Below are 14826 nucleotides of genomic sequence, written 5' to 3' on the forward strand. Positions count from 1 at the left end.
TATTTCTTAAAACTTCTTTTGGTAATGTTGACATAAAAAATTCTCCTTTCTGGTTCAAATCATATTTTGATTCTTGCCAGAAAAGAGAATTTTATTTCGTAAAAGCACAGATTATTTTACACTACCTAAAGATAATAAATAAAACCAATTCTATCTGGAATTGGTTTTATTTACTGTCTAAGAAGATTTCCTTAAAAAGCCTATCTCCTTCTATATTTAATTTAGATATAAAGGTTTCATATTTGTTTAGTAATTCTTCACCTTCTTTGGAAAGTTGAGATTTACCTCCTCCACTGCCGCCTCTAGTAGTTATAAATAAAGGAAACCCTAAACTTTCCTCTGCTTTCTTTATAATCTTCCAACCTTTACTAGAAGATAAGCCCATAATTCTATATGCTTCTGACAGACTATTAGTATCTTTGACTAACTCCATAATTTTAGCAATGCCAGGACCAAATATTGAATCATTTAAAAATATTGTAGCCTTAATATGATAATCTAGTTTATCATTGAAATTGTTGGACATATTACCAACTCCCATTACAATTAGATAATTAATTATATATAATTATAGATTATAGTAAAGGCATTTGCAAATATAATATAGTAAAGGACACTACATATCTATAAATATATATGATATTATAATTAAAGAACAAATATTATATCAAAAGGTGATAAAATGAAAAGCTTTGGAACAGCCATAATATTAGCTGGAGGTAAAAGTTCCAGAATGGGTTTTGATAAACAGTTTATAGAAGTCAATCAAGATAGATTAATGGATATAGTAATAAATAAGCTAAAGAAAGAATTTAAAGAAATAATTATAGTCACTAATAAGCCAGAAGGATATTATAAAAATCAGTATATAGTAACTAAAGATATAATAGAAGGCAAAGGTCCTCTAAGCGGAATACATGCAGGTTTAAAACTTTCCTCATCAAGATATGCCTTTGTAGTTGCCTGTGATATGCCTCATATTAATTTGGACTATATTAGATATATGAAAGAATTTATAGGAAATGAAAATATAGATGGAAGTGTTACTAAATATGGAGAATTAGTAGAACCTTTTAATGGTTTCTACTCTAAAGGAATTATAGAAAATATTGAAAAACATCTACTAAATCAACGAAGGTCCATTAATTCTCTATTAAAAGAATTAAATATTAAATATGTAGAAGAAAGTAAAGCAAGGGAGTTTAGTCCAAATTGGGATATGTTTATTAATTTAAATACTCAAGAGGATTTAATAGGTTATTTAAAGAAGATAGATTAAAATAAAAATATATAATAATGATTTTAGAGGTAAGGGGTTGTTTCATAATTGATAAATCAGTTATGAAACGCCTCTTTTTCTATGTCAAAGTTGACAACTAAGTTATATAAATCTCTATAAATATTAAATATACTTTTGTAGATTAATTTAGGGTACAGAAAATAAAGCTTAGATTTTTCTAAACTTTTTTTATTTATATCCAACAAAACCTAATTTATCTGCCTTTATTTTACCATTGGTACAAAAATACATACTATTGGTACAATAATTAACAAATTTTTGGAAAATTGTGCTAATATAATTTTAAATAAAATCAATGGTGTATTAAATGTTAGAAAGATTGTATCACCAGCAGAAGGTAAAATCTAAATTTAACAATAACCCAATAAGTCCAAATTCTAATAAATTTGGACATTTGGTTACTAACAATTAATATTTAAATAATTCATAATAGGGCAAAAAAACACAAATGTCGAAAAGTGTCGTACTAAATTCATTGAGTGAGAATTATAAGTTTGATATCATATTATGTAATCTTATTAACAGTCTTTAAATCAGTCATGTCATGTTGAAACAAAAGTGTTGATTAAATAGCAAAGATAATAGCTTTTTAGGAAAATATCTAAAGGAGGAATACTTATGCTTACACTGATAAAGATGGATTTAAAGCAAAAGCTAAGAAATCCATTGACCTACTTTATCATATTGGTACTATGTATTATATCTATATTATATATAGCAGAAACAAAAAAAGTTAGACAAAGGAGGTCCTTTAAAGGACACAACCCTTATTATTATTTATTACAAGGTGCTTCAGATGAACATTATAATGAAGAGATGAAAATACTTTATCCAAAAGCATATAAAGCAAGGCTTATCTCAATAGACACAGAAAAAGATATAATCAATGCTGATATGGAAAATGACATAGAAGAACTAAATAGATTAAATACCTTTTATAATCTTTTGATGTCAAAATATTGCTCTGTACGTCAGGACTCTATTTTAAATAATATCTTTTATAGAAAGGTTATGGATATATGGAATGATGTTAGTGGTGGAATAAAATATGAAGATGTAGATTTTACTCCCGTGAATAGAATTGATAAAGACGGAAATACACATTTATTAGTAGCAAAATATTATTATGAATTATATAAAAATGATTTAGAGCCAATTTACTTAGATGATACCAATAACATTACATATCTCTATGAATATTTCTTCAATATTATTCCTAAGTTTATAATCCTTATACCTATACTCTTTGTTTATAATAGTATAAATAAGGAGAAAAACACTGGTAGCTTAAAACTAGTCATTACCCAATCAATCAGTAGATGGAAGTATTATATAAGCAAATGGATAAGTGGAGTTATTCATGTGTTATTTGTAATTTTTACTCCTGGAATACTTATAAGTACCATATTAGGATTTACAAATGGTTTTGTATCTATGAAATATCCTGCCATTTATTTTAAAGGTATTATGAGTAGTTTTATACCAGTACCTAATTACTTTGATGGTTTAAGGGAAAATATAGGAATCGGAAATCTTAGACTTGTATTCCATAACTTTAACTATATTGCACCAATTCACAAACAAGATGCTATATGGGTCTATGAGCATGAAAATATGGAAGTAATTGAGTTCTATAAATACTTATTTATGGTTTTATTACTAACCATATTATTTGTAGGATTTTGCGTAGCTTTAGTACAGCTTATATCTGCCATAATAAATAAAGAAATTATAAGCTTTGCTATAGGAACAGTTATATTTGCCATAGGAATATCAGTAAGTAGTCCTTTTAAATATGATAAAAATTTAAATCTAAGTCCTTTTACCATGGAAAATGCTTCAAGAATTATTATAGGAACCTATAATGTTACAGGGCTTGTAAGTGTTATTGTTCTATTTGTCACAACAGCCATATTATTAACATTAGGTTGTAGATATTTTAGAAGGAAGGAAATTTAATAAAAGGTGGTAAATTCAATGAAAAGGAAGAGTTTAATATTTGTTATTTTAATATTAACTATAATATTAGGTGGTTGTAAGAAAGATAATACAGGACAAATAGTAAATGGATATACACAGATTGGAGAATTAAAATTAGAGCAACTTCAAATGCCAGAAGTAGGAGAAGAAATAGCTGTAATTACAACCAATATGGGAGTTATGAAACTAAGGTTATTTCCAGATGTGGCACCTATGGCAGTTGAAAATTTTACAACTTTAGCCAAAGAAGGGTTTTATGATGGCATAAAAATTACTAGAATAATTCTTGATAACCTTATTCAGTCTGGGAAGCATAAGGACTATGGAAAAGGTAAGAGTATCTTTGGAGATTTTTTTGAAGATGAATTTGACGAAAATTATGTTCATATAACAGGTGCAGTGGGACTTACTAAATTTGGAGGTAGTAGTAGACATGGTAGTACCTTCTATATTATATCACAAGGTGGGCTAAAACAAGATTATATAGAAATGATGAGGCAAATGGACGAAGGTGGACAGTCTAAAGACAGAATAGATGCCTATGAAGTACTGGGAGGGATACCTCGACTAGATGGAAATTATACAATCTTTGCACAGGTGTTTTATGGAATAGATACTTTAATGGAAATAAACAAAGTAGAAATGGACCCTCTAAACGATGCACCAATAAAAGATGTAGTTATTGAGACCATAGAGATAGTGCCTTTTGAAGGAAAATAATATTAATGTGTTTGTAGAATCCTTAGAAGGAGGAATATTTATGTTTACATTTATAAAGATGGATTTAAAACAGAAGTTACGAAGTCCATTGACCTACTTTATCATATTGGCATTGTGCATTATGTCTATATTACATATATCAGAAACAAAAAAAGTTAGAGAGAGTAGGTTCTTTAAAGGACATAATCCCTATTATTATTTACTGCAAGGCGCTTCAAATATAAATTCTTTTGAAGACTGGAAAACTCTTTATCCTAAAGCATATCAAGCAATGACTACCTTAATAGACACAGAAAAAAATATAATCAATGCTGATATGGAAAAAGACATAGAAGAATTAAATAGATTAAATGCTTTTTATAATCTTTTGATGTCAAAATACAGCTCTGTACGTCAGGATTATATTTTGAATAATATCTTTTATAAAAAGGTTATAGATATGTGGAATGATGTTAGTGATGGAATAGTTTATGAAGATATAGATCTTACTCCTATGAATAGAATTGATAAAATGGGAGATACCTTTCTATTAGTATCAAAATATTATTATCAATTATATAAAAATGATTTAGAACCAATATACTTAGATGATACCAATAACATTACATATCTTTATGAATATTTCTTTAAAATTATTCCTAAGTTTATAATCCTTATACCTATACTCTTTGTTTATAATAGTATAAATAAGGAGAAAAACACTGGTAGCTTAAAACTAGTCATTACCCAATCAATCAGTAGATGGAAGTATTATATAAGCAAATGGATAAGTGGAGTTATTCATGTGTTATTTGTAATTTTTACTCCTGGAATACTTATAAGTACCATATTAGGATTTACAAATGGTTTTGTATCTATGAAATATCCTGCCATTTATTTTAAGGGTATTATGAGTAGTTTTATACCAGTACCTAACTATTTTGATACTTTAAAGAAAGAAATAGGAATCGGAAACCTTAGACTTTTATTCCATAATTTTAACTATGTCGCACCAATTCACAAACATGATGCTATATGGGTATATGAGCATAAGAATATGGAAGTAATTGAATTCTATAAATACTTATTTATGGTTTTATTACTAACCATATTATTTGTAGGATTTTGCGTAGCTTTAGTACAGCTTATATCTGCCATAGTAAATAAAGAAATCATAAGTTTTGCTGTAGGTATAGGTATATTTGCCATAGGAATATTAGTAAGTAGTCCATTTAAATATGACGAACATCTTAATCTAAGTCCTTTTACCATGGAAAATGCTTCAAGAATCATTATAGGAACCTATAATGTTACAGGGCTTGTAAGTGTTATTGTTCTATTTGTCACAACAGCCATATTATTAACATTAGGTTGTAGATATTTTAGAAGGAAGGAAATTTAATAAAAGGTGGTAAATTCAATGAAAAGGAAGAGTTTAATATTTGTTATTTTAATATTAACTATAATATTAGGTGGTTGTAAGAAAGATAATACAGGACAAATAGTAAATGGATATACACAGATTGGAGAATTAAAATTAGAGCAACTTCAAATGCCAGAAGTAGGAGAAGAAATAGCTGTAATTACAACCAATATGGGAGTTATGAAACTAAGGTTATTTCCAGATGTGGCACCTATGGCAGTTGAAAATTTTACAACTTTAGCTAAAGAAGGGTTTTATGATGGTATCAGATTTACTAGGATAGAGAGAACTTATCTTATCCAGATGGAAAAACATGAAGACTATAATAATGGAGAATACAGCTTCGCAGGATTCTTTGAAGATGAGTTTGATGAAAACTATGGTCATATTACAGGTGCAGTGGGAATAGCACAGTCTAGAGAGGACAAAGATAGTAGCTTTTTACACATTATATCTCAAGATGGATTAGGAGAAGAATATATAGAAGTAATGAGGGAGATGGATAAAGATAAGCGTTCTAAGGACATGATTGATGCCTATGAAGCTATGGGAGGGCTTCCAGGTTGGGATGGAAAGTATGTAGTTTTTGCACAGGTGTTTTATGGAGTAGATACTTTAATGGAAATAAATAGGGTGGAACTAGACCCTATCAACAACGAGCCAATAAAAGATGTAATCATTGAAACCATAAAGATTGTACCTTTTGAAGGAGTAAGATAGAAGAATGGAAATTTAATGGAGGGATAAATATGGGGGAAAATTATGTAGTAGAAGTGAAAAACCTAAATAAAACTTATGGTAAAAAGAAGGTACTAGATGATGTTTCATTATATGTAAAACCAAATGAAATAGTAGGATTTATAGGACCAAATGGAGCAGGAAAATCTACTACTATGAAATGTATATGTAATTTAATTTATCCAGATAGTGGTGAAATAAAAATTAATGGATATGATTTATTTAAAAACAGAGAAAAGGCATTGGAATCACAAGCAGCCTTAATAGAAAATCCTGGACTTTATCAAGATATGACAGGAAGAGAAAATATAAATATGATAGCAAAGTTGAGAAATATTTCAAAGGAAAGAGTAAAGGAAATTTATGAATTTACAGAAATAGGAGAGGCACTAGATAGAAAGGTTTCTGGATATTCTATGGGTATGAAGCAAAGATTGGGTTTAGGAATAGCCATTATGAGTAAACCTAGATTCATTATATTAGATGAACCAACAAGTGGGTTAGATCCAACAGGAATTATACATCTAAGAAATACAATACAAAAATTGATTAAAGAAGAGGATATGTCCATATTATTTTCTTCTCACCAATTGGGAGAAGTGGAAAAACTAGCAGATAGAATCATATGTATAAATAAAGGAAAAATCATTGAGACACCTAAAAGTTTAGAACAAAGATATAGATATATATTTCAAGTAAATGACAATGATAGGGCATATAAGATACTAACTGAAGAAATTAAAATAGGTAAGGCAGAAAAAATATCTACTGATACCATAAAAGTAGAATTAGATAATCAAGAAGAACTGGATATTATTTTGCAAGAATTTATAAAAGTAAAGATTAAGATATTAGATATACATAAGGAGAGTATTGATGTAGAAGCAGTATATAAGGAAGTGTATGGAGATGAATAAGATAATAAGAAATGAAATATATAAGTTCTTTAAGAGCAGAAAGAATATCCTTATTATAATTCTATTCTTCGCATATTTATTAGGTATCAATTACTATAATTCAAAACAATATGATATATACATGAGAGACACTGCAAAATTTTATGAAGGAAAATATAAAAGAGCAGGTTCAATTCTGGCATCTAATCAGTTGATGTTAGAAAAGTTTGAAGATTTAAGTCTGCAGAAGCGAGAAGAATTAGAAAGAGAAATAAAATTTTATTCAGGAGAAAGGCTAAAACTAATTCTTATATCATCTGTATATGAGGAAGATAATCCAAAAACTTATGAAAGAATAGTATCTACACAGAACTCAAGATACAGAGATATAATAAAAAACATAGAAGAAAATAATATTAAAGAAGAGTTTTTGAATGAGAACAATTTTACTATGGATGATCTACATAAGGGGATATATATTAACCAGTATATATTAGATAATGAAATACAGCCAATTATCAATCCATATACTATGACTGGAGCAAATTCATTAGTAAGGTTTTTAGATGGAAATAATCTTATTATTATAATGATAATTATAGCTTTATTATCTATGGATATTTATCTATCAGAGGTTGAAGAGGGAAGTTATAAGTTATCATATACTCAACCGTATAAAAGAAATCAAATATTTTTCGGTAAAGTAGTTTCAATAATCATTATATCTACAATACTTGTTGTAGTAGGGGCTATATTTAATTTTGCCATGGTAAGTATTATCCATGGAGTAGGAAATATGAATTATCCATTTGTTACAACAGAAGCCATAAATAAATTAGCTTTCAATAATCAAGGTCAATATATGATATTATCCTTAGTAAACTATGTAATAAGAGGCTTTATATTACTATTTCCAATTTTACTTTTTACCATAGTGCTGACTTTAGGAATATCTATTATAACCGATTCAAGCGGGAAAACTTTAGGTTTTTCCACTATGATCATAGGATTAGCTTTTATACTAAAAAACTTTGTTTCAAGACATTCCATAATTAATCTAATCTACCCTTATTCATATTTATATATTAAAGATGTCATAGAAGTAAATAATAATTCCAATTATTTATTAGGAATAATGTTAAATAGTATAATGGCAATAGTATTATTTGTAATAAGCTACAAAAAATTTATTCATAAGGACTTTTTAGGTTCAAGAGAATAATAAAAGGTGGTAAAGTCAATGAAAAGGAAGAATTTAATATTTATTATTTTAATATTAACTATGATATTAAGTAGCTGCAAGAAAGATAATACAGGACAGGTAGTAAATGGTTATACAGAGATTGGAGAATTAAAGCTAGAACAGGTTCAAATGCCAGAGGTAGGAGAAGAAATAGCTGTAATTACAACAAATATGGGAATTATGAAAATAAGGTTATTTCCAGATATAGCACCTATGGCAGTTGAAAATTTTACAACTTTAGCCAAAGAAGGGTTTTATAATGGTATAAAAATTACTAGAATAGAACCAAACTATCTTATTCAATCAGGAAAACATAAGGACTATGAAAAGGGAAAAAGCATATTTGGAGATCCTTTTGATGATGAATTTGACGAAAATTATGTTCATATTACAGGGGCAGTGGGACTAGCGAAAGTTGAGCCAAATAAAAACAGAAGTACTTTTTATATTGTATATAGGAAGGGACTAGAAGAAGAATATTTTGAAATGATGAGAGAAATGGATGAAGATGGACAGTCTAAAGATATAATCGATGCCTATGAGGCACTGGGAGGAATATCTGCATTAGATGGAGAATATACAATCTTTGCACAAGTATTTTATGGAATAGACACTGTAATGGAAATCAACAACTTAGAAATAGACCCTCTAAATATGGAGCCAATAAAAGATGTAGTCATTGAAACCATAGAGATAGTACCTTTTGAAGGAAAATAATACTAATGTACTAATAGACTCATTTTTATAATCATATATAGATATACTTTTGATTAAGTAGTATAATATTATTGAATCCCACTTTAATGTGGGATTTTTAAATTAGAAACTGGATTAAGGAGAGAAATAGATGAACGAATTTTCAAGAACAGAACTTTTACTTGGAACTGAAGGTGTAGATAAACTAAGAAACTCATCTATTGCAGTATTTGGAGTAGGTGGAGTAGGCTCATTTACTGTAGAAGCTTTAGTGAGAAGTGGAGTAGGCAATATTTCTATAATAGACGATGATAAAGTATGTTTAACAAATATAAATAGACAATTAATAGCCACAAGAAAAACCATAGGAAAAAATAAAGTTGAAGTCATGAGAGATAGAATATTGGAAATAAATCCAAAGGTAAATGTAGAAATACATCAGACCTTTTATGGAAAAGACAATGCAGATGAATTTGATTTATCTAAGTATGATTATATAGTAGATGCTATAGATACTGTATCATCTAAGTTGATGTTAATAGAAAGAGCAAAGAAATGTAATACCCCTATTATTAGTTCCATGGGTGCAGGAAACAAACTTGACCCAACTAAGTTTCAAGTGACAGATATATATAAGACAAGTATATGTCCTTTAGCTCGTGCCATGCGTTCTGAATTAAGAAAAAGAGGAATAGATTCTTTAAAGGTAGTCTATTCACAGGAACCAGCACTAAAACCCATAGAAAATGAAGAAGATAATTGTAATACTAAATGTGTTTGCCCTCCAGGTACACAGCGAAAATGTACTGCAAGACGACAAATTCCAGGAAGTGTAGCATTTGTCCCATCAGTAGTAGGACTTATTATTGCTGGAGAAGTTATAAAGGATATAATAGAATTTTAATATAGGATACTGAGACTTGCAGTTGAATATTATCCTGTGAAGATATAAAATAAGTAAGGAAGTTAAAAATTTTAATGAAAAGGGGATTAATATGAATATAGCATTTTTCCTAACGCCCAAAAGCGAAATAGTTTATGAGACAATAAATGCTACAATGCGTCAAGCCTTAGAAAAAATGGAACATCATAGGTATACAGCAATACCCCTTATTGACAAAAAAGGTAAATATGTTGGTGTTATTACTGAAGGTGATTTACTTTGGAAAATTAAAAATACAGATGACCTCACAGTTGATGGCACAAGTAAAATACCAATTAAAGATGTTCAAAGACGTACAGAGAGTCATACAGTTTCCATAAGTGCAAATATGGAAGATTTGATTTTACTTGCAAAGAATCAAAACTTTGTTCCAGTAGTAGATGATCAGGGAATATTTATAGGAATTATAAAGAGAAGCGATATAATCAACTATTGTGCAGATTTATTATTGAAACAGAAGGAAGATAATTTAGATTAAGTTATATAAAAAAAACTCTATCATATAATTATAAGTATCATAGGTAGTAAATACTAATGATGGAGGTATAGAATGATAGAGTTGATATTCGGCATTATTGGAGGAACGGCTCTTTTAATGTATGGCGTTGATATGATGAGTGATGGGATTCAAAAAAATGCAGGAAAAACTATGAAAAAGATTCTTACATCTTTAACTGGAAATGTATGGAGTGCTTTTTTAGTAGGGACCATAGTGACAGGTATAGTCCAAAGTAGTACAGCCATTACAGTTCTAACAGTTGGATTTGTAAACTCTGGAGTATTGAATCTTTCCCAGGCCATAGGAATTATTTATGGTGCAAATATAGGAACCACAGTATCAGCACAACTTATGGCATTTAGCTTTAAGTTTGAACTAACGGATTTGGCATTACCTATACTTGGAATAGGATTTGCGATAAATCAATCTGTGAAAAATAAGAGTATAAAAAATATAGGTCAATCCTTAATGGGGTTTGGAATGTTATTTTTAGGTCTTAAGATTTTAAATGATGGAATCCCATATATGCAGAATAATGAATTTTTGAAGTATTTCTTTACTGATTATGCGACAAATCCCATAGTAGGTATTCTTTTAGGAGTTTTGACTACAGCCATGGTTCATAGCAGTACAGGGACAATTGGACTAGTAATGGTACTAGGACAAGGAGGACTTCTAGATTTGAAGACTGCTATCTATATAGTATTGGGAGATAATATAGGAACTTGTATTACAGCACAAGTATCAAGTTTGACAGGTAATATAAATGCTAGAAGAACTGCTTGGGCTCATACATTATATAATATAGTTGGAGTAGTATTTGTTTTAATTATGCTGCCTTTGTTTATGAAGATTATTGTAAGTGGAACAGAGTATTTTCAGCCTAATGCAAATATATCAGCTTATATAGCCAATTCCCATTCCTTGTTTAATATAATAAATGCCATAATCTTTCTGCCTTTTACAAAGTATTATGTTGAATTTTTAAACAGGGTCATAAGTCCCAAAAATAAGATATATAAAAGTAAAACCTCGTAATTTACGGGGTTTTATTTCTTTCCATTATTAAGATACTGGAAAGAAACCTTTAATAGAGTTATAATATAATTAGCACATGGAAATCTAAAGAAAAGGTGATTAAATGAAGGACTCTTTTGGAAGGGAAATAAATTATCTTAGGATTTCACTAACTGATAGATGTAATCTAAGATGCAAGTATTGTATGCCTGAAGACGGAATTTCTAAATTTTCCCATGATGAAATTTTGACCTTAGAAGAACTATATGAAATAATAGAAATATTTGTAGAACTAGGTATAAATAAAATAAGATTTACAGGAGGAGAGCCTCTTGTAAGAAAGGGAATAGTAGAGCTTATATCTAAAGTATCGAAGCTTCATGGAGTTAAAGATATTGCTATGACTACTAATGGTATTCTCTTAAAAGCATATGCAAAGGATTTAAAAGATGCAGGATTAAATAGAGTAAATATTAGTTTGGATACATTAGATGAGGACAAGTATAGAACCATAACTAGAGGAGGAAATCTTCATAGGATATTAGAAGGCATAGAAGAAGCTAAAAAAGTAGGACTAACTCCCATAAAAATAAATACTGTTTTAATAGGTGGATTTAATGATGATGAAATAGAGTCCCTAGTTGGATTAACAGAAAGAGAAAATATAGATTTAAGATTTATTGAGTTGATGCCCATAGGTGAAGCTGCAAGCTGGGCTAAAGAAAACTTTATTTCTAACAATAGAGTATTAGAAAAGGTAGGTAATCTTCTGCCAGTTCCAAGGGAAGATATATCTTCTCCTGCTGTTTATTATAAACTTCCAAATGGAAAAGGCAAGGTAGGTATAATAAATCCAATATCCTGTAAGTTTTGTGAAAACTGTAATAGAGTTAGGCTGACTTCTCAAGGACGACTAAAGCTATGTCTACATTCAGATATTGAAATAGATATAAGAGAAGCCTTAAATAGTGGACAAGATATAAAGAAGCTAATAATAGATTCCATAGGAAAAAAAGAAGAGTCCCATCATTTAGAAGATGGAGAATATATAAAAAGAAATATGAACCAAATAGGAGGGTAAGCATGGAATTCACTCATTTTAATGAATATGGGAGAGCCCATATGGTAGAAGTAGGAGATAAGGAAGATACTAAGAGAACGGCTGTGGCTCGAGGCAAAATCAAGATGAAAATAGACACAATACAAAAAATAAGAGAAGGTCTTATAAAAAAAGGTGATGTTTTATCTGTGGCTCAAATTGGGGGAATAATGGGAGCTAAAAGGACAAGTGAATTAATTCCTATGTGTCATAGTATACTTTTAACTGGTGCAGATATTAGATTTGATATAATGGATGATTGTATAGAAATAGAGGCAGAAACCCGAACTACAGGAAAAACTGGGGTGGAAATGGAAGCTTTGACAGCAGTATCCATTACTTGTTTAACCATATATGATATGTGTAAAGCCATAGATAAAAGCATGATAATTAGCGATATAAGATTAGTTAAAAAAACTGGTGGAAAGTCGGGGGTTTATATGTCAAAGGAATTAAAAGGAAAAGTATTGTCTATAAATATTTCAAATGAAAAAGGAGTAGTTAAAACTCCAATAAAAGAAGGAATATTTGTGGAAGATTTTGGTTTAGAAAATGATGCCCATGGAGGAAATTGGCATAGACAAGTAAGTTTATTGGGTATAGAAAGCTTTGAAAAAATGACAAAACAAGGTGTAAAAGGTTTAGTACCTGGAATATTTGCAGAAAACATAACTACTGAAGGAATAATTCTATATGAATTACCAGTGGGAACAAAATTAGTCATAGGAGAGACTATTCAAGAAGTAACACAAATAGGTAAAGAGTGTCATACAGGATGTGAGATTGCTCAAAAAGTAGGCAAGTGTGTAATGCCAAAGGAAGGGATATTTACAAAAGTTATAAAAGGTGGTCTTATAAAAGAAGGAGACATCATAGAAATAATAAAGTGTAAAAAATAGGCTCCTTAGGAGCCTATTAAACTTTCAACTACTTCTTCCATTGCCAATGCCCTAGAAGCTTTTGTTAAAATCAAGGAATTCGGTTTTATAACCTCTTTAATTTTTTCTATTAACTTGTTCTTATGGTCAAGGGATTCAAAGGAATATACCTTATCTTTTCCAAAATTTAAAACTGCTGATTCTGCAATATGTTTGGAAAGGGGACCATAAGTAAATACATAGTCAATTTTACTTGAATCGATTTTAAGCCCAATTTCCTTGTGCATATTGATTTCATCATCACCTAAACCCTGCATATCTCCAAGTACAACGATTTTTTGGTCATATCCTTCCATAAAATACATAGTATTTAAAGCCACCAAAACAGAAGAAGGATTTGATTTATAAGAATCATTTAAGATTGTAATGTTATTTCCTTTTATCAATTCGTTTCTCATTCCAGTTTTTTCGATATTTAATAATCCTTTTTCAATATTTTCATAAGAAATACCAAAATATCTTGCTACAGCTATGGCAGCAGTTGCATTAAGTACTTGATGTTCTCCTAACATTGGTATAAAGAACTCTGGAGATTTAGGCTCCTTTAAGTAAAAAGAGTCTCCAGTTTCATTTACAAATAATATTTCAGGCTGATAATCATTAGATGAATCATTGCCAAATGTCTTTATATTATAATCTATAGAAATATTATTCATTTCCTTCTTTAGAAGGGACTCATCACCATAGTATAGAAAAAAATCATTAGGTTTTAATCCTTTTAAAATTTCAAGCTTTGCCTTAGCAATATTTTCTCTAGTTTTTAAATCCTCTAGGTGGGCTTCACCTATATTGGTAATAACTGCTGCATCAGGTCTAGCAATAGAAGTTAAAAGTTCTATTTGCCCAAAGTTATCCATACCCATTTCAAGTACAGCCATTTCAGTGTCTTCATCCATAGATAAAATAGTTAAAGGAAGTCCAATATAATTGTTGAAGTTTCCTAAGGTTTTATGAGTCTTATATTGAGTCTTTAAAAGACCTGCTAATATGTCCTTAGTAGAAGTCTTTCCATTACTTCCAGTAATACCAATTACTTTTGTATTTAGCTGACTACGATAAGACTTTGCTAATTCCTGTAAAGCCTTTGTAGTGTCTTCAACTAATATAAAAGGAAAATCCAAATCAGGCATGGTCTCATCTTTGCTCCATATACAAGCAACAGCACCTTTCCCTATTGCCATAGTAATGAAATCATGGCCGTTGAAGTTTTCCCCTATTAAGGGAATAAATAGCTGACCATGGATTATATTTCTTGAATCAGTGCAAACTCCCTTAATTACAATATCACTGTATTTATCTTTTAATCCTGTTCCACTACACATAGTTTCTATTTCTTGTAAACTTCTTGTTATCAC

Annotated in this window: 15 protein-coding genes and 1 pseudogene; 14 read left to right on the plus strand and 2 right to left on the minus strand. The window is 29.5% G+C overall.

The genetic code is table 11. The annotated features are described in order from the left end of the window. Positions 1 to 166 precede the first annotated feature (166 nt). Positions 167 to 526: a winged helix-turn-helix domain-containing protein gene (locus FYJ83_RS15015; protein ID WP_195838021.1), complete on the minus strand. Its 360-nt coding sequence runs from the start codon at positions 524 to 526 to the stop codon at positions 167 to 169. Between the two features lie 156 nt (positions 527 to 682). Between FYJ83_RS15015 and mobA the strand changes: the two genes are divergently transcribed. From mobA to FYJ83_RS20035, 14 genes and pseudogenes are all read left to right on the plus strand, one after another. Then, positions 683 to 1279 (plus strand): molybdenum cofactor guanylyltransferase, encoded by a 597-nt coding sequence (gene mobA / locus FYJ83_RS15020; protein WP_154441858.1) that lies wholly within the window; start codon positions 683 to 685, stop codon positions 1277 to 1279. Between the two features lie 639 nt (positions 1280 to 1918). Continuing rightward, complete coding sequence (locus tag FYJ83_RS15025) at positions 1919 to 3259, plus strand: ABC transporter permease (RefSeq protein ID WP_154441860.1); 1341 nt, start codon at positions 1919 to 1921, stop codon at positions 3257 to 3259. Between the two features lie 18 nt (positions 3260 to 3277). Next, on the plus strand, positions 3278 to 4000 hold the full coding sequence (locus tag FYJ83_RS15030; protein ID WP_154441862.1) for a peptidylprolyl isomerase: 723 nt from the start codon (positions 3278 to 3280) through the stop codon (positions 3998 to 4000). Positions 4001 to 4040: 40 nt separating this feature from the next. After that, complete coding sequence (locus FYJ83_RS15035) at positions 4041 to 5381, plus strand: ABC transporter permease (RefSeq protein ID WP_154441864.1); 1341 nt, start codon at positions 4041 to 4043, stop codon at positions 5379 to 5381. An 18-nt stretch (positions 5382 to 5399) separates the two neighbouring features. Beyond that, positions 5400 to 6122, plus strand: a complete 723-nt coding sequence (locus FYJ83_RS15040; protein ID WP_154441866.1) for a peptidylprolyl isomerase — start codon at positions 5400 to 5402, stop codon at positions 6120 to 6122. 29 nt (positions 6123 to 6151) lie between these two features. Next, positions 6152 to 7057, plus strand: coding sequence for an ABC transporter ATP-binding protein (locus tag FYJ83_RS15045; protein WP_154441868.1), 906 nt, complete (start codon positions 6152 to 6154; stop codon positions 7055 to 7057). Further along, the gene (locus tag FYJ83_RS15050; protein ID WP_195838022.1) at positions 7050 to 8258 is read left to right on the plus strand and encodes an ABC transporter permease subunit; all 1209 of its coding nucleotides are present in this window, start codon (positions 7050 to 7052) and stop codon (positions 8256 to 8258) included. Before FYJ83_RS15045 ends, FYJ83_RS15050 begins: the two co-directional genes overlap by 8 nt. An 18-nt stretch (positions 8259 to 8276) precedes the next feature. Further along, the gene (locus tag FYJ83_RS15055; protein ID WP_154441872.1) at positions 8277 to 8996 is read left to right on the plus strand and encodes a peptidylprolyl isomerase; all 720 of its coding nucleotides are present in this window, start codon (positions 8277 to 8279) and stop codon (positions 8994 to 8996) included. A gap of 130 nt (positions 8997 to 9126) precedes the next feature. Further along, on the plus strand, positions 9127 to 9879 hold the full coding sequence (locus FYJ83_RS15060) for a tRNA threonylcarbamoyladenosine dehydratase (RefSeq protein ID WP_154441874.1): 753 nt from the start codon (positions 9127 to 9129) through the stop codon (positions 9877 to 9879). A 91-nt stretch (positions 9880 to 9970) separates the two neighbouring features. Continuing rightward, a complete protein-coding gene (locus FYJ83_RS15065) occupies positions 9971 to 10396 on the plus strand; it encodes a CBS domain-containing protein (RefSeq protein WP_154441876.1) in 426 nt (141 codons plus the stop codon). A 72-nt stretch (positions 10397 to 10468) separates the two neighbouring features. Next, entirely contained in the window at positions 10469 to 11455 is a 987-nt protein-coding gene (locus tag FYJ83_RS15070) for a Na/Pi cotransporter family protein (protein ID WP_154441877.1), read from the plus strand. A gap of 103 nt (positions 11456 to 11558) precedes the next feature. Beyond that, positions 11559 to 12515 carry a GTP 3',8-cyclase MoaA gene (gene moaA / locus FYJ83_RS15075; protein ID WP_154441879.1) on the plus strand — a complete coding sequence of 319 codons (957 nt, stop codon included), beginning with the start codon at positions 11559 to 11561 and terminating at the stop codon, positions 12513 to 12515. A gap of 2 nt (positions 12516 to 12517) precedes the next feature. After that, positions 12518 to 12970: pseudogene (moaC, locus tag FYJ83_RS20030) on the plus strand (cyclic pyranopterin monophosphate synthase MoaC); the annotation flags it as partial. 3 nt (positions 12971 to 12973) lie between these two features. Continuing rightward, positions 12974 to 13432 (plus strand): MOSC domain-containing protein, encoded by a 459-nt coding sequence (locus FYJ83_RS20035; protein WP_229768613.1) that lies wholly within the window; start codon positions 12974 to 12976, stop codon positions 13430 to 13432. Between the two features lie 5 nt (positions 13433 to 13437). Here FYJ83_RS20035 and FYJ83_RS15085 read toward each other — a convergent pair whose 3' ends face one another. Continuing rightward, positions 13438 to 14826 (minus strand): UDP-N-acetylmuramoyl-tripeptide--D-alanyl-D-alanine ligase, encoded by a 1389-nt coding sequence (locus tag FYJ83_RS15085; protein WP_326828352.1) that lies wholly within the window; start codon positions 14824 to 14826, stop codon positions 13438 to 13440.

Origin of the sequence: Tissierella pigra, assembly GCF_009695605.1 — a bacterium.
Classification (GTDB): domain Bacteria; phylum Bacillota; class Clostridia; order Tissierellales; family Tissierellaceae; genus Tissierella; species Tissierella pigra.

Excerpts from the sequence above, each read along its gene's own strand:
- FYJ83_RS15015 (WP_195838021.1), bottom strand. The coding sequence starts at position 526 with ATGTCCAACAATTTCAATGATAAACTAGATTATCATATTAAGGCTACA.
- mobA (WP_154441858.1), top strand. The coding sequence starts at position 683 with ATGAAAAGCTTTGGAACAGCCATAATATTAGCTGGAGGTAAAAGTTCC.
- FYJ83_RS15025 (WP_154441860.1), top strand. The coding sequence starts at position 1,919 with ATGCTTACACTGATAAAGATGGATTTAAAGCAAAAGCTAAGAAATCCA.
- FYJ83_RS15030 (WP_154441862.1), top strand. The coding sequence starts at position 3,278 with ATGAAAAGGAAGAGTTTAATATTTGTTATTTTAATATTAACTATAATA.
- FYJ83_RS15035 (WP_154441864.1), top strand. The coding sequence starts at position 4,041 with ATGTTTACATTTATAAAGATGGATTTAAAACAGAAGTTACGAAGTCCA.
- FYJ83_RS15040 (WP_154441866.1), top strand. The coding sequence starts at position 5,400 with ATGAAAAGGAAGAGTTTAATATTTGTTATTTTAATATTAACTATAATA.
- FYJ83_RS15045 (WP_154441868.1), top strand. The coding sequence starts at position 6,152 with ATGGGGGAAAATTATGTAGTAGAAGTGAAAAACCTAAATAAAACTTAT.
- FYJ83_RS15050 (WP_195838022.1), top strand. The coding sequence starts at position 7,050 with ATGAATAAGATAATAAGAAATGAAATATATAAGTTCTTTAAGAGCAGA.
- FYJ83_RS15055 (WP_154441872.1), top strand. The coding sequence starts at position 8,277 with ATGAAAAGGAAGAATTTAATATTTATTATTTTAATATTAACTATGATA.
- FYJ83_RS15060 (WP_154441874.1), top strand. The coding sequence starts at position 9,127 with ATGAACGAATTTTCAAGAACAGAACTTTTACTTGGAACTGAAGGTGTA.
- FYJ83_RS15065 (WP_154441876.1), top strand. The coding sequence starts at position 9,971 with ATGAATATAGCATTTTTCCTAACGCCCAAAAGCGAAATAGTTTATGAG.
- FYJ83_RS15070 (WP_154441877.1), top strand. The coding sequence starts at position 10,469 with ATGATAGAGTTGATATTCGGCATTATTGGAGGAACGGCTCTTTTAATG.
- moaA (WP_154441879.1), top strand. The coding sequence starts at position 11,559 with ATGAAGGACTCTTTTGGAAGGGAAATAAATTATCTTAGGATTTCACTA.
- FYJ83_RS20035 (WP_229768613.1), top strand. The coding sequence starts at position 12,974 with ATGTCAAAGGAATTAAAAGGAAAAGTATTGTCTATAAATATTTCAAAT.